Origin of the sequence: Phenylobacterium sp. (genome assembly GCF_036501465.1) — a bacterium.
Classification (GTDB): domain Bacteria; phylum Pseudomonadota; class Alphaproteobacteria; order Caulobacterales; family Caulobacteraceae; genus Phenylobacterium.
In genome coordinates this window covers 61,238-78,428 of record NZ_DASYAF010000066.1, presented here as the reverse complement: position 1 = coordinate 78,428, position 17,191 = coordinate 61,238, and the positions used below count along the sequence as shown (strand labels likewise).

Annotated in this window: 13 protein-coding genes and 1 pseudogene; 7 read left to right on the top strand and 7 right to left on the bottom strand. The window is 70.2% G+C overall.

The features are described 5' to 3' along the window. Nucleotides 1-819 (bottom strand): annotated as a pseudogene (fliI, locus tag VGL85_RS07100) (flagellum-specific ATP synthase FliI); the annotation flags it as partial. Between the two features lie 407 nt (nt 820-1,226). On the opposite strand from fliI, the gene ctrA reads away from it, so the two are divergent. Beyond that, nucleotides 1,227-1,928: a response regulator transcription factor CtrA gene (ctrA, locus tag VGL85_RS07095; RefSeq protein ID WP_331587471.1), complete on the top strand. Its 702-nt coding sequence runs from the start codon at nt 1,227-1,229 to the stop codon at nt 1,926-1,928. Nucleotides 1,929-2,017: 89 nt separating this feature from the next. Here the strand turns inward: ctrA and fixJ are convergent, their stop codons facing one another. Together fixJ and VGL85_RS07085 are read right to left on the bottom strand one after the other, a co-directional pair. Next, complete coding sequence (gene fixJ, locus VGL85_RS07090; protein WP_331587468.1) at nt 2,018-2,626, bottom strand: response regulator FixJ; 609 nt, start codon at nt 2,624-2,626, stop codon at nt 2,018-2,020. Further along, nucleotides 2,610-5,126 carry a PAS domain S-box protein gene (locus VGL85_RS07085; RefSeq protein ID WP_331587466.1) on the bottom strand — a complete coding sequence of 839 codons (2,517 nt, stop codon included), beginning with the start codon at nt 5,124-5,126 and terminating at the stop codon, nt 2,610-2,612. Before VGL85_RS07085 ends, fixJ begins: the two co-directional genes overlap by 17 nt. A gap of 460 nt (nt 5,127-5,586) precedes the next feature. On the opposite strand from VGL85_RS07085, the gene VGL85_RS07080 reads away from it, so the two are divergent. From VGL85_RS07080 to VGL85_RS07060, 5 genes are all read left to right on the top strand, one after another. Beyond that, nucleotides 5,587-5,964 carry a response regulator gene (locus VGL85_RS07080; protein ID WP_331587464.1) on the top strand — a complete coding sequence of 126 codons (378 nt, stop codon included), beginning with the start codon at nt 5,587-5,589 and terminating at the stop codon, nt 5,962-5,964. 91 nt (nt 5,965-6,055) lie between these two features. Then, a complete protein-coding gene (locus VGL85_RS07075) occupies nt 6,056-8,443 on the top strand; it encodes a M20/M25/M40 family metallo-hydrolase (protein ID WP_331587462.1) in 2,388 nt (795 codons plus the stop codon). Between the two features lie 39 nt (nt 8,444-8,482). Then, nucleotides 8,483-8,833, top strand: a complete 351-nt coding sequence (gene arsC, locus VGL85_RS07070) for an arsenate reductase (glutaredoxin) (protein ID WP_331587460.1) — start codon at nt 8,483-8,485, stop codon at nt 8,831-8,833. A 138-nt stretch (nt 8,834-8,971) separates the two neighbouring features. After that, nucleotides 8,972-10,318 carry a M23 family metallopeptidase gene (locus VGL85_RS07065; RefSeq protein ID WP_331587458.1) on the top strand — a complete coding sequence of 449 codons (1,347 nt, stop codon included), beginning with the start codon at nt 8,972-8,974 and terminating at the stop codon, nt 10,316-10,318. Nucleotides 10,319-10,340: 22 nt separating this feature from the next. Further along, nucleotides 10,341-11,147: a methyltransferase gene (locus tag VGL85_RS07060; RefSeq protein ID WP_331587456.1), complete on the top strand. Its 807-nt coding sequence runs from the start codon at nt 10,341-10,343 to the stop codon at nt 11,145-11,147. A gap of 18 nt (nt 11,148-11,165) precedes the next feature. Here VGL85_RS07060 and VGL85_RS07055 read toward each other — a convergent pair whose 3' ends face one another. Together VGL85_RS07055 and VGL85_RS07050 are read right to left on the bottom strand one after the other, a co-directional pair. After that, nucleotides 11,166-11,885 carry a PEPxxWA-CTERM sorting domain-containing protein gene (locus tag VGL85_RS07055; RefSeq protein ID WP_331587454.1) on the bottom strand — a complete coding sequence of 240 codons (720 nt, stop codon included), beginning with the start codon at nt 11,883-11,885 and terminating at the stop codon, nt 11,166-11,168. Nucleotides 11,886-12,019: 134 nt separating this feature from the next. Further along, the gene (locus VGL85_RS07050) at nt 12,020-13,105 is read right to left on the bottom strand and encodes a Zn-dependent alcohol dehydrogenase (RefSeq protein WP_331587452.1); all 1,086 of its coding nucleotides are present in this window, start codon (nt 13,103-13,105) and stop codon (nt 12,020-12,022) included. Nucleotides 13,106-13,257: 152 nt separating this feature from the next. Here VGL85_RS07050 and chrA point away from each other — a divergent pair, with 152 nt between their 5' ends. Beyond that, on the top strand, nt 13,258-14,490 hold the full coding sequence (gene chrA, locus VGL85_RS07045) for a chromate efflux transporter (protein ID WP_331587450.1): 1,233 nt from the start codon (nt 13,258-13,260) through the stop codon (nt 14,488-14,490). A 3-nt stretch (nt 14,491-14,493) separates the two neighbouring features. Here the strand turns inward: chrA and VGL85_RS07040 are convergent, their stop codons facing one another. Both VGL85_RS07040 and VGL85_RS07035 read right to left on the bottom strand, forming a co-directional pair. Further along, complete coding sequence (locus VGL85_RS07040; protein ID WP_331587447.1) at nt 14,494-15,426, bottom strand: alpha/beta hydrolase; 933 nt, start codon at nt 15,424-15,426, stop codon at nt 14,494-14,496. An 87-nt stretch (nt 15,427-15,513) separates the two neighbouring features. Then, the gene (locus VGL85_RS07035; RefSeq protein ID WP_331587445.1) at nt 15,514-17,151 is read right to left on the bottom strand and encodes a long-chain fatty acid--CoA ligase; all 1,638 of its coding nucleotides are present in this window, start codon (nt 17,149-17,151) and stop codon (nt 15,514-15,516) included. Between the last annotated feature and the right edge of the window lie 40 nt (nt 17,152-17,191).

The following is a 17,191-nucleotide window of genomic DNA, read 5'->3' as shown; positions in this document are numbered from 1 at the left end:
CGGCTCGCCGGCGGCCAGGCCGATCTCGCGCTGGGCCATGGCGAAGCGGGTGACCGAGTCCATCAGGCACAGGACTTCCATGTCCTGGTCGCGCAGGTATTCGGCGATGGCCATGGTCATGTAGGCGGCCTGGCGGCGCTTGAGCGCCGGCTCGTCGGAGGTGGCGACCACGACCACGGCGCGCTTCAGCCCCTCTTCGCCGAGCGTCTCCTCGATGAACTCGCGGACCTCGCGGCCCCGCTCGCCGATCAGGCCGACCACGACCGCGTCGCAGTCGGCGTTCTTGGCCAGCATGGACAGCAGCACCGACTTGCCGACCCCGGAGCCGGCGAACACGCCCAGGCGCTGGCCGCGGCAGCAGGTGGTGAAGACGTTCATGGCGCGCACGCCCAGGTCCAGCCGTTCGCCGACCCGGGCGCGGGCGTGGGCCGAGGGCGGCGGAGCGCGCAGAGGATAGGGCGCGATCCCCTGGGTCAGCGGACCCTTGCCGTCGATGGGATGGCCGAAGGCGTCGATGATGCGGCCGAGCCAGGCCTTGGTCGGGCGCACGGCCGAGCCCAGCGGCTCGATGCGGATTTCCGCGCCCGGCGCCACGCCCTCGACCGGGCCGAACGGCATCAGCAGCGCGCGGGTGTCGCGGAAGCCCACCACCTCGGCGCTGAGCGGCTTTTCGCCGTAGCGGCCGATCTCGGCGCGGGCCCCCACCGCCAGGCGGGTCAGGCCGCCGCGGGCCTCGATCAGCAGGCCGTTGACCGCGGCCACGCGGCCGGCGACGGTCAGGGGATCCAGCCGCTCGACCGCGGCCACCAGACTCTTCACGAACAACCCTCGCCTTGAGGGGTTCAGGAATCGGTCATCACGCTTAAGGAGCGATGAAGACCCGGCCGTTCGCCGCCTCATTCACGTCGCGCCGGGGCTTGCGCGCGTTTTGGCCGCACCCGCGCCGCACGGCCCTAACGGACAGGCTTTACGGGGATGGTTTCGGACAGGTTTTCCGGGGGCCGGGTGCTTCGGCGGTTCTGTCCAATCACGAAAGATTCAACGGCCCAGCGACTCACCCCCCACCCAGTGACTCTTGATGCCGATTCCGCATCGGATTAACGATTCTCGCGGGACGGACACCCCCGATTAACCTGTCTTAAATTAACTCGCAGGCAGGTTAACGGCGAGGTCCGGAGCGGATTCACTGAATTCGCCGGCACGCGGGGACGCACTGGGAGAGGGAAATGCGGGTACTGTTGATTGAAGACGACAGCGCCACCGCGCAAAGCATCGAGTTGATGCTGAAGTCGGAGGGGTTCAACGTCTATACGACCGACCTGGGTGAGGAAGGCGTCGATCTGGGCAAGATCTACGACTACGACCTGATCCTTCTCGACCTGAACCTGCCGGACATGAGCGGCATGGACGTGCTGCGCACCCTGCGGGTCGGCAAGATCAATACGCCGATCATGATCCTGTCCGGCTCGGCCGAGATCGACACCAAGGTGAAGACCTTCTCGGGCGGCGCCGACGACTACATGACCAAGCCGTTCCACAAGGACGAGCTGGTGGCGCGCATCCACGCTGTGGTCCGCCGCTCCAAGGGTCACGCCCAGTCGGTCATCAAGACCGGCGACATCCTGGTCAACCTGGACGCCAAGACGGTCGAAGTGAACGGCCTGCGGGTCCACCTGACCGGCAAGGAATACCAGATGCTCGAGCTGCTCTCCCTGCGGAAGGGCACCACGCTCACCAAGGAGATGTTCCTGAACCATCTCTACGGCGGCATGGACGAGCCGGAGCTGAAGATCATCGACGTGTTCATCTGCAAGCTGCGCAAGAAGCTGGCCGCGGCTGCGGAGGGCAAGCACCACATCGAAACCGTCTGGGGTCGCGGCTATGTGCTGCGCGATCCGCAGGAGATCGCCGCCGTCGCGGCGGCCTGAGCCCCCAAGACCTGTCGCTGAAATGAGCAGGGCGTCCCGCCGCGAGCGGGGCGCCCTTCTTCTTTGCGCGCCTGGAAGGCCGGCCCGGCCTAGAGCCCGGCCATCAGGGCCATGCGCACCAGTTCCGAGAGGCTCTTGGCCCCGGTCTTCATCATCATGCCCGCGCGATAGACCTCCACGGTGCGCGGGCTGATGCCCAGGTCGTAGGCGATGATCTTGCTGGTCTTGCCGACCACCACCTGTTCCAGCACCTCGCGCTCGCGCCGCGACAGGCCCGCGAAGGCGGCCTGGTAGCGCTGGCGGCCGGCCTCGTCCTCTTTGGTGCGCACCTCGGTGTCCAGCGCCTTGCGGACCGCGGCCAGCAGCACGTCCTCCTTGAACGGCTTCTCCAGGAAATCGACGGCGCCGGCCTTCATCGCCTCCACGGCCAGCGCGATATCCCCGTGGCCGGTGATGACGATCACTGACAGCGGCAGCCGATCGCCGGTGAGGCGGCCGACCAGTTCGATGCCGTCCATGCCCGGCATCCGCACGTCGCTGATCACGCAACCCGGGGCCAGGTCGCGCGCCTCGGCCAGGAAGGCTTCGGCGCTCTCGAAGGTGCGCACGGCATGGCCTGTGGTTCGCAAAAGGAAGGACAGCGACCTGCGGATCGCCTCGTCGTCGTCGACGACATAGACCTCAGACGAGTTCGCCATCGGCCATCTCCTCTTCGTGCACGGCCCTGATCGTGAAATGGAAGGTCGTCCCCTTGCCCGGCTCGCCCTCGGCCCAGATGCGGCCGCCGTGCGCCTCGATGATGGTGCGGGAGATCGACAGTCCGACGCCCATGCCGTGCTGCTTGGTGGTGACGAAGGGCTGGAACAGCTGGGCGGCCACCTCGGGGCTCAGGCCGCAGCCGGTGTCGCTCACCGAGATCTGCACCATGTCCTCCGGCGCTGGCCGGGCGGCGACGGTCAGGTCCCGCCGCTCGGCGTCGGCCATGGCCTCCACGGCGTTGCGGATCAGGTTCAGCATCACCTGCTGGATCTGCACCTTGTCGACCATGACCATGGCGACCTTGGGCGAGATCTCGTAGGTCAGCCGCACGCCGCGGTCCTTGGCCCCGACCATGCCCAGCGCGCCGGCCTCCTCGATCAGCTGGGGAAGGCTCTCGATATGCCGCTCGGTCTCGCCCTTGGCGACGAAGTCGCGCAGGCGCCGGATGATGTCGCCGGCCCGGAACATCTGCTCGCCGGCGACGGTCAGCGCCTCGCCCACCGTTTCGGTGTCGATCGGCGTCTCCTTCAGCAGGCGCAGCGAGCCCTGGATGTAGTTGGCGGTCGCCGACAGCGGCTGGTTCAGCTCATGCGCCAGGGCCGAGGCCATCTCGCCCATGGCCGACAGGCGGCTGATGTGGGCGAGTTCCGACTGGACGTCCTGGAAGCGCCGCTCGGCCTCCTGCCGCTCGGTCAGGTCGCGGATGAAGCCGGTGAAGAACCGCTGCGAGCGCGACCGGGCCTCGCCGACCGACAGCTCCATCGGGAAGGTCGAACCGTCCTTGCGTTCGCCGACGATCACTCGGCCGATGCCGATGATCCGCCGCTCGCCGGTCTTCAGGTAGCGCTTCAGGTAGCCGTCGTGACCCTCCCGGTAGGGGCTGGGCATCAGCATGGTGACGTTGCGCCCGATCGCCTCCTCCACGCTCCAGCCGAACAGCCGCTCGGCCGCGGCGCTGAACGACTGGATGACGCCGGTCTCGTCGATCACCACCATGGCGTCGGGCACCGAATCCAGGATCGAGCTCAGGTGGGCCTCGCGCGCCTGCAGGTCGGTGATCGCCTGCTCGCGGCCCCGGCGGCTCTCGATCAGTTCCTGGATGTCCATGCAGGCGCCTTTCCAGCGCGACACCCGCCCGTCGTCGTCGCGCACCGGCACGGCGCGCTCCAGGAACCAGCGGGGACCGCCCTGGCCCATCAGGCGGTACTCCACCTCGTAGGCTTCGCCGGCGGCGATGCTGCTGCGCGCATGGGCCTCGACGCGGGCGCGATCCTCCGCATGGGCCTTGTCCAGCCAGCCCCAGCCCATGGAGGACTCGCCGTCGTCGCCCATGAACTCGCGCCAGCGATCGTTGAAGAAGTCGCGCTCGCCCGCCGCGTCGCAGGACCAGACCAGGGCCGGCATGGCGTTGGCGACGGAGCGGTACTTGGCCTCCGACTGCTCCAGGGCTTCGGCCTGGGCATAGTGCTCAGTGACGTCGATGGTCAGGCCCGCGACGCCGTTGATGTCGCCGGCCCGGTCGCGCAGGGCGAACTTGGTCGAGCGCAGGTAGCGCATCCCGCCGTCGGGCCCGGTGAAGCGGCCCTCGACGGTGCGGGTTCTGCCGCTGGCCAGCACCTCGCGGTCGGCGACGTCGTGGTCCTCCAGCTCCGAGAGGTCGGAGACCAACTCGCTCGAGCGGCGCCCGAGGATCTGGTCGAGCGGATAGCCCAGGGCCGTGATCGCCGACGGATTGACGTAGACGAACCGCAGGTCGAGGTCCTTGGCGTAGATGATGTCGGGCGTAGCCGCGCCGACCCCTTCCACGAAGGCCGCGTTGCGCTGCGCCTCCTCGCCCGTCCGCACCAGTTCGCGCGCGGTCTGGGCCAGGGCCTTCTCCGAAGCGGCGATGCGGCGCAGGAACAGCACGGTGGCCCAGGCCGCCAGCCCGAGCCCGGCCAGGAACACCACCAGGGCGATGTTGGTCCGCCACCACTGGACGCGGAACAGCCCGCCATAGGCCGCAGCGCGGACTCGTTCGGCGCTCAGCACCGCCTCGATGGCGCGATCGCCCGCGCCCGGCCCGCTGGCGGCCGATCCCTTCGGCAGGGCCGCCAGCGCGGCGAGCTGGGCCTCGGATTCGCGGCGCGCGGAAGCCACCCGAGCCGCCTGGGCCGGGTCGCGGCGGGTCAGCCGGTCGAGATAGGCGCCAAGGCCGCGCACCGCCGCCGCGTCGGCTTTGAAGTCCGGGCCGCCATGGTCGGCGCGGGCCCGCGCAAGGCCGAGCGCCATGCGGTCGGCGCCGTCGATAAGGCGGAAGGTGTTGACCGCCGCCTGCAGCTCGGCGTTGCTGTCCTGCCAGACGCGCGCGCGGACGAGCGCCGAGATCGCGATCAACAGGATCGCCAGCCCCAGCAGGACCAACGAGGCCCGCCGGCTCCTGCGATGAGCGTCGTTCACGCCGACCCTCCACGATGGCCGGCCATCGAGGCGTCTGCCTCCGGACCTTCAGCGACCCGTGCGACTCGAACACGCGGTCGAAGGCCGGCGTACCCCTCCAGCCGACAAACCAGGGTTACTTGACCACAGAGTTCTCGGTTCAGTTGCCCTATTCCCCCGAGGGTTGAATCAACCCTGGGACAACGAAACGCGCGATGCGACCATTTGTCGAGTCAAATCCGCATCCAGAAGTTGAATGCTTCCGACTTAACATCATGATTTAATAGAGAAATTATGACAACTTTAGGTGGGTCCTACGAACATCTACTTACGTAGGGCTCCCAAATTTGGCCGGGGTGGCGGGAGTGCTAGCCGTGGGATGGGCCAGCAGCAGGCGGCTCCCAACAGGCGAAAGGGCCCTCCGCATCAGCCGGAGCAGACCGCCAGGTCGGCTCGCGCGGCGGCGATGCGGCGACGTCACATGGACCCGGAACTCGACACGGCCGCGCCGTTGATACTCCTCGTCGAGGACGACGCCTCCGTGCGCCAGGCGCTCACCTTCGCCCTGCGCATCGAAGGCTTCGCCGTCGAGGTGCACGAGACCGCCGAATCCATGCTGGAGCGCGGAAGCCTCGACGTCGCCGCCTGCGTGGTGATCGACCACCACCTGCCCGGCGTCTCCGGCATCGAGGCGCTCAGCGAGGCGCGGTGGCGGGGCCACGCCTGCCCGGCCATCCTGATCACCACCCAGCCCAAGCCCGAGGTGCGCACCGCCGCCGCGCGCCTGAAGGCCCAGATCCTGGAAAAGCCGCTGCTGGGCGGCGAGCTGCCGGCCCTGATCCGCCAGATCCTCGGCTAGGCGCCCGATTGGGCCGAGCCGTCTAGAGGCTTCGCTTCCGTTTCCCCCGTTTGCCGCTAGGCTCCGCGCAAAGTCGCGTCGGAGGACGCCCGTGGGACGATTGCTGGCCTTGGCGGCCGCGCTGGTGGCGGCCGCCCTGATCGCCTGGTACGGCGAGCGCACACCGCAGCCTGCGCCCGCCGACGCGCCGGCCACGGCGTTCTCGGCCGACCGCGCCGCGGGCGACATCACCGCCATCGCCTCGGTCGCGCACCCGATCGGCTCGGCCGCCGACCGCGCCGCCCGCGACGTGCTGGTCGCCCGGATGACCGCCCTGGGCCTGGCCCCGCAGGTCCACCACGGCGTCGGCCTCGAAGTCTCCCGCTACGATCCGAACCGCGCCGCCGCCGGCTTCACCGACAATGTGGTGGGCGTGCTGCCGGGCAAGGACCGCAACGCCCCGGCGCTGGCGCTGATGGCGCACTACGACAGCGTGCCGAACTCGCCCGGCTCCGCCGACGACGCCGTGGGCGTCTCCTCGGCCCTGGAGGTGGTGCGCGCGATCAAGGCGCGCGGCCAGCCCGACCGCGACGTGATCGTGCTGATCACCGACGGGGAAGAGGCGGGCCTGCTGGGCGCCAACGCCTTCTTCGCCGGCGATCCCCTGGCCAGGCGGATCGGCTTCCTGATCAACATGGAAGCGCGCGGCTCGGCCGGCCGGGTGCAGATGTTCCAGACCGGCCTGGGCAATGGCGGGACGATGGCCCTGTTCAACCGCACCTCTGTGCGGCCGCAGGCGTCCTCGCTCACCGGCTTCGTCTACGCCCACATGCCGAACGACACCGACTTCACCGTCTCGCGCAAGTCCGGGATCGCCGGACTGAACTTCGCCTTCGTCGGCCATCAGTTCGACTACCACTCGCCCACCTCGACGCCGGCGACCACCGACCACGGCACGCTGCAGGACATGGGTCAGCAGGTGCTGGCCGCCGCCGCGGCCGTGGCCTTCGCCCCTGCCCTGCCGGCCAAGGCGCCGGACGTGGTCTATGGCCAGGCGCCCGGCGGGCTGACCATCGCCTATCCGGCGCCGGTCGGCTGGGCGGTGCTGGCCGCCGCCGCGCTGCTGCTGGCCTGGGCCACGATCCAGGCGCGCCGGCGCGAGGCCTTCCCCTGGCTCGACGTGGCGCGCGGTGCGGGCGCGGCCCTGTTCGCCGTCCTGTCGGCCGTCACGGTGCTGCACTTCGCCCGCAAGGCCACCGGCGCAGAGATGGGCTACTTCGAACAGCGCTTCCTGCTGGCCCAGGCGCCGCGCTGGGAAGTCGCCACCGTGCTGGTGGGCCTGGGCATGCTGCTGCTGGCCATCGCCGAGGTGGCGCGCGGCCGGCGCAAGGCGGTGCTGCTGCCGCTCGCCGCCGGTCTCGTTTGCTCGGCCATGGGCGGCCTCGACCCGCTGGCCGCCGGACTGGGCGTGGGCGCCGCGATAATCGGCGCGATCGCCTATGGCCGGCCGGTGAGCCGCGCCGGGGCCTGGGCCGGGGCGCTCGTCCTGGGCCTGGTCGTCGCCTGCGCCGCCCAGGCTCTGGCCGCGCCGGCCGCCTTCATCTTCGCCTGGCCGCTGGCGCTGGCGGCGCTGGCCGCGGCGCTCACCGCGCTCGGCGACCGGCCTGGGCCTGTGACCCTGGCGGTCCTGGCGGTGTTCGGCGCGATCGGCCTGGCGTTCGCCGGAAGCCTCGCCCACGCCGCCTACCTGAGCCTCGACCTGCCCGAGCTCCAGGCGCTGTCGGCGATGATCGCCGTGCTGGTCATCTGGCCGCTGGCCCAGCCGGACGAGGGCGCGCCGCCCGCGCGGCTGGTCGGGCCGATCCTGGTCCTGGCGGGCCTGGCGGTGACCGCGGCCGTCCGCCTGAACCATCCCTACGACGCGCGCCACCCGGAAGCGACCGACGTGGTTTACCAGATCGATCAGGACCGCAAGCAGGCCTGGCGGGTGGACGAGTTGCTGATGCTCGCGCCCTGGAGCGAGGGCGTGCTGAAGACCGGCGGCGCGGCTCTGACCAAGCTCAGCGGCTGGCAGTTCCGAAAGCCGGTTGACGCCGCGCCTGCGCCCTATGTCGACTATCCGACGCCCCAGATCACCTTGGCCAAGGCGGCGAACGGCGACGTCACCCTGCATGTCGTCGCGCCGGCCGGAGCGCGGACCATCACCCTGCATCTCACATCCAACACCATCGCCCAGGTGAGCGCGATCGCGGGCTTCCCGACCCACCTGTCGATACCGCCCGGCAAGAGCGCGGCGTTTTCCATGGCCGCCCCGCCGCCGGAAGGCTTCGACGTCACCGTCCACCCGGCCGGGCCAGGCAAGCTCGACGTCGACTATGCGGCGGTGCTCGACGACTGGCCCAAGGCCGCGCCGCCGCTGCCGAAACGGCCGGCCGACGTCATGCCGTTCGACATCTCGGACTCGACGGTGCTGACAGGCGCGCGCAGCTTCAGCTGGTGACCCTTTTCCGATGGCGCGCGGCGCGCTAAGCCCGGCGCCATGAGCGACGTCACCATCTTCCACAACCCGAACTGCAGCGCCTCGCGCAACACCTTGGCCCTGCTGCGCGAGAGGGGGGTCGAGCCCAAGGTGGTCGAATATGTGAAGGTGGGCTGGACCGCCCCGCAGCTCACCGCCCTCTTCAAGCAGATGGGCAAGGCGCCGCGCGACATCCTGCGGGTGCGCGGCGCCGAGGCCGAAGCGCTGGGCCTCACCAAGCCCGGGGCGACGGACGCGCAGATCGTCGCGGCCATGGTCGCCGACCCGATCCTGGTCGAGCGGCCGATCGTCGTCACGCCGAAGGGCGCGGCGCTGTGCCGCCCCGTGGAAACCGTGCTCACCCTGCTTTAACCCGCCCCTGCGCCATGATGGGGCGCCAAGCTTGGGCGCCATGATTTCGCCGCCGACGCGCGGCCCTGCTAACCCTCGAACAAGGCTTGGCTTCGCGCCACCGAGGCCTTAACGAGGCCTCTCCAGTCCGGGGGCGACATGCGACTTGAAGAGCTGCGGCGTCTCGCCGTCCGTCCGTCGTCGCGGATCACGCTGGCCGCCGGGGCCGGTGTGATGATCGCGGTGGGCGCAGGCGCGGCCATGCTGGCGACCCGCCAGGCGCCGACGCCGAAGCCGACCCTCAACCCCGCCGCCGTCGCGGCCCTGCAGAACCCCGCCTTCATCAAGGCCCAGGCCCGCGGCGCCTACGCTCAGGCCACCAGCGTGCCGGTCAAGTTGCAGCGCGGCGAGACCCTGGAGGCCGCGGTGCGCCGCGCCGGCGTCGGCCCGGCCGAGGCCCAGCTCGCCGTCGCCATGCTGTCCAAGGCGATGGACACCGTCCACCTGAAGGCCGGCATGCTGATCCAGACGGCGATCGCCGAGCCGCGCGCCGAGCGGGGCGAGACGCGGCTGATCGGGCTTTCCCTGCGCACCGGCCCGGCCACGGCCATCACGCTCTCGCGCAGCTTTGACGGGGCGCTGCGCCTGCGCCAGCTGGACGAGAAGCTGCGCGACGAGACCGCCGTCGCGGACGGCGCCATCGAAGGCTCGCTCTACGAAAGCGCCGAGCGGCTGGGCGCCACGCCGCAGATCACCGCCAAGGTGGCCGAGCTGTTCGCACACAAGATCGACTTCCAGCGCGACCTGCAGCCGGGCGACGACTTCAAGCTGGTGTTCGACCGCAAGGTCACCGAGGTCGGCCGCACGGTGGAGGCCGGCGACCTGCAATACGCCGAGATCCACGGGGTGAAGTTCTACCGCTTCGCGCGCGGCGACGACGTCGAGTACTTCGACGAACTCGGCAAGAACATCAAAGGCTTCCTGCTGAAGACCCCGGTGGACGGCGCCCACATCACCTCGCTGTTCGGGATGCGCAAGCATCCGGTGCTGGGCTACACCCGCGCCCACCAGGGCGTGGACTTCGGCGCGAGCTGGGGCACGCCGATCCTGGCGGCCGGCGACGGCGTGGTGGCCCAGGCCGGCCCCTGGGGCGGCTACGGCAACTGGCTACGCATCAAGCACACCGGCGGCTGGGACACCGGCTATGGCCACATCTCCCGCTACGCCAGGGGCATCCGGCCGGGCGTCCACGTCCACCAGGGCGAGGTGGTGGCCTATGTGGGCGCCACGGGCCTGGCGACCGGCCCGCACCTGCACTACGAGATCTGGAAGAACGGCCAGCGGGTGAACCCGATCGGGGTCAAGGCGCCGCAGGGCTCGGCGCTCGCCGGCGCGGAGCTCGCCCGCTTCGAAGGCGAGAAGGTGAAGATCGACCGCCTGGTGGCGCAAGGCTCGCCGCGCAAGGTGGCCGTGGCCGACATCGGACCGCCCGTCCTGCGGCGTTGAGCGCGCCCCGGCTCCCGCTCCCATGGCCTCGCCGCTCACCAGCCAGATCGTCCAGCGGGTCCTCGACAAGACCAAGGGCTGGCCCGAGGGCGCCGGGATCGACGAGCTGAACGAGGTGCTGCGCCTCCTGGGCCGCTGGCGCTCGCACCTCCTGGCCAACACCTACATCATGCATCACGGCGCCAAGATCTGGGGCGGGCCGTTCGCCGGGATGGAATACGTCAACGCCGCCACCGAGGGGTGCCTGGTCCCGCGACTGCTTGGCACCTACGAGTCCGAACTCCATCCACACCTGGCGGCCTTCGCCGCGGCAGGCCTGGACTGCGTGATCGATGTGGGCTGCGCCGAGGGCTACTACGCCGTGGGCCTGGCCCGGATGATGCCGCAGGTGACCGTCCATGCCCACGACATCGACGAGCGGGCGCGGGCCGCCTGCACGGAGTTGGCCGCCAAGAACGACGTCTCCGAGCGGGTGATCGTCGGCGGCGAGTTCGCCCCGGACGGCTTCGAGGCCTTCGCCGGGCGCCGCGTGCTGGTCCTGGTCGACACCGAGGGCGCCGAAGTCGACATCCTGCAGCCGGCGCTCAGCCCGGCGCTGGCCGGCATGAACATCATCGTCGAGACCCACGACCTGTTCCGCCGCGACGCCATGGCCACGATGGTCGAGCGCTTCTCGCCCACCCACGACATCGTCCGCGTCGACCAGCAGCCCAAGACCCTCGACATGCCGGACTGGCTGAAGGCCCTGCCGCATCTCGACCAGCTGCTGGCGGTCTGGGAATGGCGCTTCAGGCCGACGCCCTGGCTGGTGATGACGCCCAGGGCCTGAGGCCGCCCCACCCTGGGATCACCCTGCCGCCGCGGCCCAGCGTCGCCGGCGCGTCATTGCGCCCAGCGCGCCGAAGCCCAAGATCATCAGCGCCCAGCCCGCCGGTTCCGGAATCCCGCCGGTCGGGCCGCCACCGGGCGAACCCGGGTTCGGCGGCGTGGGCGTGAAGGCGGTCTCGTTGGTCAGATCGCCGGGGAAGATGACGGCGTTCATCAGGCTGCTGCAGCAGACCGGGAAGCCATGCGGATCGAAGGCGTTGGGCACGCCGTCCAGGGCCAGCACCGAGATCGCCGTCCCCTGCGACTGCAGCTGATAGAAGGTGCTGTTGAACGCGAAATCGCCGGTGAACACGAAGCCGCTGAACTGGCCGTTGTTGTACTGGATCATCGCCGGGCCCTCGAGGTCGAGGTTGTCGCCCAGGGTGAGCGTCAGGCTGTCGATGGTCAGGCTGAAGGCGCTGGCGGGCGCGATGTCGGCGATGTCGGGGAAGCTGTCGAAGGCCACATTGACGAAGCCGGACCCCGCGCCCGGGACCAGGTCGTTGTCGAACACCAAATTGCCGGAGATCGGATCGCTCTGGGTGAACCCATTGCCCGAGAACGGCGCCTTGACGTTGGCGTTGCCCGGCCGGATCTGCCCCGCGAAATCCGCGAAGGTATAGGTGTCAGCCGAAGCAACGCTTGGTAGGACCGCCGCAAGAGCGACGGCAGACAGAAGGCCGCAGCGAGACAGGGACATGAAAACCCCTCCAAACGGAACGGGCCGCAAGGGCGGCCTGACTTCCGTTGGGGAAGGCCGCGCCGAAAATCGGCAGCGGTCTATCTTACTCGCGGGAGAGGTGTATCAAGTTTTCGTATGGTCAAGCTTGTATATCAGGCGTCGAAAACGATGACTGATCGAGCCAATTCGCCCTTCTTCATGTCTTCGAAGCCCTCGTTGACTTGCTCCAACTTGATCCGCTGAGAGATCATCTGATCGAGCTTGAGCTTGCCCGCCATGTACATGTCCACGAACCGGGGCATGTCTACCGGGAACCGGTTGGAGCCCATCAGCGAACCTTGCAGCTTCTTCTCGCCCAGGAAGGCCGCGCCCATCACGCTGACCATCTGGCCGACCGGGATCATGCCGATGATGTTGGCCGTGCCGCCGCGGCGCAGCATGTTGAAGGCGTTCTCCGCGGTCTTCGCCAGGCCGATGGCCTCGAAGGCGTGGTGCACGCCGCCCTTGGTCATCTCGATCACCTCCTTGACCGCGTCGGTCTGCGAGGCGTCGACGAAGTCGGTGGCCCCGAATTCCATGGCCAGGTTGCCCTTCGACGCCACCATGTCGATGGCGATGACCCGGCCCGCGCCGGCGATGGCCGCGCCGTTGATCGCCGACAGGCCCACCCCGCCGCAGCCGATCACCGCCACGGTCTCGCCGGGCCGCACGTTGGAGGTGTGGATCGCCGCGCCCACGCCGGTGGTCACCGAGCAGCCGATCAGGGCGGCGCGGTCCAGCGGCATGTCCTTGCGGATCGCCACGCAGGCGTGCTCGTGGATCAGCATGTATTCGGCGAAGGAGGAGAGGTTCAGGTACTGCAGCATCGGCCCGGACTCGGCCGACAGGCGCGGTTCGTCCTCCTTGCCGCGCTTGGTGTCCGGCGAGACGCAGAGGCTCATGTGCCCCTGCAGGCAGAACTCGCAGTGGCCGCAGAAGGCCGAAAGGCAGGTGATCACGTGGTCGCCCGGCTTCACCGTGCGCACTTCCGAGCCCACCTGCTCGACGACGCCGGCGCTCTCGTGGCCCAGCACGGCCGGCAGCGGATGCGGATAGGAGCCCTGCATGAAGTGCAGGTCGGAGTGGCACAGGCCGGCCGCGGCGGTGCGGATCAGCACCTCGTGCGGGCCGGGCTTGGAGATCTGCACCTGTTCGATCTGAAGCGGCTTGCCCACTTCGCGCAGCACGGCGGCCTTCATGTCGATTCCCTCTGTCCCTGGGCTGAGGCCCGCTCGCCGGGCGTTTCGCAAAAAGCCTTATCGCCGATCAGATCGGCCGGCCAAGGGGCTTTCGCCGCAACAGCGTCCAAAAGGGTCGACACTTGGGGCAAGGGGCCGCAAGACAGGACGTGATGGACGAGACCGCGTCGCAAGAAGCCGCCTCCGTCAGTGGCGCCGACCCCTTCCGCGAGATCATAGGGGTTTTCCAGGCCTTCCTGGTCCAGGGGCTGACCGCGTTCGGCGGCCCCGTCGCGCACATCGGCTATTTCCGCCGCGAGTTCGTCGAGCGGCGTGGCTGGCTCAGCGAGGACGCCTTCGCCGACCTGCTGGCCCTGGCCCAGTTCCTGCCCGGCCCGGCGTCGAGCCAGCTCGGCATGGCGATCGGCATGCGGCGCGCGGGCTATGCGGGCCTGCTGGCCGCCTGGGCCGGCTTCACCCTGCCCGCCGCCACCGCGATGATCGCCCTGGGCTGCCTGGCGCCGCACCTCGGCGACTACTGGGGCCAGGGCGTGCTGCACGGGCTGCAGATCGCCGCCGCCGCCGTAGTGGCCCAGGCGGTGATCGCCATGGCGCGGAGCCTGGCGGTCGGGCCGATCCGCGCCGGCATCGCCATCGGCGGGGCGATCGGCCTGCTCTACGTCCATGGCGCCATGGCCCAGGTCCTGGCCCTGGTGGCCGGCGGCCTGTTCGGCCTGGCCTTCCTGCGCGAGGAGGCCGCCGTCCCGCCGGACGATCCGGCGAGCCACCGGGTCCCGCCGGCCGTCTCGGCGACAGCGATCGTCCTCTTCGCCCTGCTGCTCCTGCTGCTGCCGATCCTGGCGGCGGTGCTGGACAGCCCGACGCTCAGCCTCGCCAGCGTCTTCTATCGCACCGGCGCCCTGGTGTTCGGCGGCGGCCATGTGGTCCTGCCCCTGCTGCAGGACGAGGTGGTGGGGCGCGGCTGGCTGGACCAGAACACCTTCCTGGGCGGCTATGGCGCGGCGCAGGCCCTGCCCGGCCCGCGGTTCAGCTTCGCGGGCTTCGTGGGCGCGGCGCAGGAGGCGGCGGTCGCAGGCTGGCGCGGCGGCCTGGTGGCGCTCGTCGCCATCTTCGCGCCGGGGCTGCTGCTGGTCACCGGCGTCCTGCCGCTGTGGGACCGGATGAAGCGCCAGCCGGCCGCGCGCGCGGCGCTGGGCGGGCTGAACGCGGTGGTGGTGGGCGTGCTGGCCGCGGCGCTGTGGAACCCGGTGCTGGCCACCGCCATCCACCGGCCCAGCGACTGGGCGCTGGCGGCCGGCGCCTTCGTGTTCCTGAGCATCGTGCGGCTGCCGCCCTGGCTGGTGGTGCTGGGCTTCGCCGCCCTGGTGGGCGCCTTCACCCGCTGAGCGTCAGGCCTGGGCCGCACCGCCCTGCGGCGCGCCGAACAGGCCCTTGGGCAGCTTGAACTGCGGCAGCTTCGGCCAGGCGAAGACCCAAGGCGTCTTGACCGGGATGCAGGCCTCGAGCGCCGCGAGCAGCGCCTCCGGCGGGCCATCGTTCAGGAAGTGGTTGGCCTCCGGCACGCGATGCACGCAGATCGGCCGGCGCGTCGCGGTCTCCGCCGCCAGGCGTTCGGCCGTCTCGATCGGTGCGAAGTCGTCCTTGTCGCCGTGCACCATGTGGATCGGGATCGAAAGGCGGCTCAGCGCGCGCACCGCATAGGCCAGCTGCGGCTTCTGGCCGGAGGCCTCGATCACCGCATGGCGCAGGTCGCGCGGGATCATCTTCAGCGCCTTCTGGCCCAGGTCGATCAGCCAGCGCGAGGTGGGGCCGGTCTCGCCGAAGAAGCCGGACAGCAGCACCAGGCTCTGCACCTTGCCGGGATTGGCCTCGGCCATCAGCGAGGCGATGGCCGCGCCGTAGCTCTGGCCCACCAGCATCAGCTTCTGGCCGCGCGCGGCGGAAAGCAGCGGGGCGAGCGCCAGCGCCTGGGTGCGGATGTCGCCGATCGGCTCGGCCGGTTCGGAGGCGCCGTAGCCCGGGCGGTCGACGACGATCATCTCGCGGTCGGCTGGCAGCTCCGCCAGGGTCTCGGCCCAGTATTCCGCCCAGGACGGCGCGCCGGTGACCACCACGATCTTCCAGGGCGCGGGCGTCGCGCGCGGCGTCTCCAGCGCCGAGATGCGCCAGCCCAGGCCGCCGCCGGCCGCGAAGCTCACCCGCCGGACGACGGTGTCGGGATAGTCGGCGGAGGTGGGCGCGTGCTCCGTGCGGCCGAGCATGGCGCTCTCGATCGAGGCCCAGCCCATCGCCAGGACCCCTTTTGGCCTCTTGCGCAGCACGCTCGTCATCTCCTCGGGATCTTCAACGCGGACTCACTGTCACCTGGGAGTTTGGAACGCGGCCTGACAGGGTTGGTTCGCTGCGGTTCAGCTTTCGGCGGGCTGAACAGGCGCGGCTGTGGCCAGTTGGTCACGCAGTTCGCGCTTCAGCACCTTGCCGGTCGGGCCGATCGGCAGGGCCTCAATGATCCGCACCTCGTCCGGCGTCCACCACTTGGCGACGCGCGCGGCGACATGGGCTTTCAGGGCCTCAGGATCGGCGCTGTGGCCGGGGCGGAGGGTCACCAGCAGCAGCGGCCGCTCGTCCCACTTGGGGTGCGGCACGCCGATGGCGGCGGCCATGGCCACGGCCGGGTGCGAGCAGATCGCGTCCTCCAGGTCGAGGGTGGAGATCCACTCGCCGCCGGACTTGATGACGTCCTTGGCCCGGTCGGTGAGCCGCAGGTAGCCCTCGGCGTCGAGGGTGGCGATGTCGCCGGTGTCGAACCAGCCGTCGGCGGTGAAGACCTCGGAGCCGTCCTGCTTGAAATAGGCCCCGACGGTCCAGGGCCCGCGCACCTGCAGCGCCCCGGTGCTCTTGCCGTCGCGCGGCAGCTCTTCGCCATCCTCGCCCACGATCCGCAGGTCGACGCCCCAGAGGCCCCGGCCCTGCTTCAGCTTGCGCGACAGGGTGGCGGCTTCGTCCTCGCCGTCGTGCTGCGGCAGGGGCGTGTTGATGACCCCCAGCGGGCTGGTCTCGGTCATGCCCCAGATCTGGCGCACCTGGCCGCCCAGCCGGTCCTCGATCCGCTGGACGAGGGCGGCGGTGGGCGCCGAGCCGCCGACCGCGATGGTCTTTACTGAGGCCAGTCGCTCGCCGGTCTGGTCCAGGTGGTCGGCCACGCCCACCCAGATGGTCGGCACGCCCAAAAGGAAGGTCACGCCCTCGGCGCGGATCAGCTCGGCGATCGAAGCGCCGTCCAGCGCGCGGCCCGGCAGCACCAGGGTCGCGCCGACCAAGGGCGCCGCATAGGGCGTACACCAGGCGTTGGCGTGGTACATCTGCGCGCACGGCATCACCACGCTGCGCGCCGAGAAGTCGAAGGCGTCCGGCAGCGCCAGCGCCATGGCGTGCAGCACCGTCGAGCGGTGCGAATAGAGCACCCCCTTCGGATTGCCGGTGGTGCCGGAGGTGTAGCAGAGGCCGGACGCCTGCCGCTCGTCGAGGTCCGGCCAGGCGAAGTCCGCCGGCTGGCCGACGATCAGTTCCTCGTAGACCAGCGCATCCGCCGGCGCCTCCGGCGGCAAGTGTTCGCGGTCGGTCATGGCCACCAAGGCCTTCACCCGCGGCAGGCGGTCCTTCAGCTCCGCCACCAGGCCCGCGAAGCTGTTGTCAAAGAACAGGAAGGCGTCCTCGGCGTGGTTGGCCACCCAGACCACCTGGTCGGGATGCAGGCGCGGGTTGATGGTGTGCAGCACCGCGCCCACGCCAGTCACCGCGAAATAGAGCTCGAAGTGGCGGTGTGTGGACCAGGCCAGCGTCGCCACCCGGTCGCCCGGCTTCACGCCCATCGCCGCCAGCGCATTCGCCATCCGCTTGGTGCGCGCGAGCGCGTCGGCGTAGCCGTAGCGGTGGATCGGGCCTTCCACCATGCGGTCCACCACCTGGCGGTCCGGGTGATACTGGGCGGCGTACTCCAGGATCGAGGGCAAGGTCAGCGCCCGATCCATCATCAAGCCAAGCATGGGGCGTTCCGTTGACTGTGTTCCACAGAGGCTAGCCCAT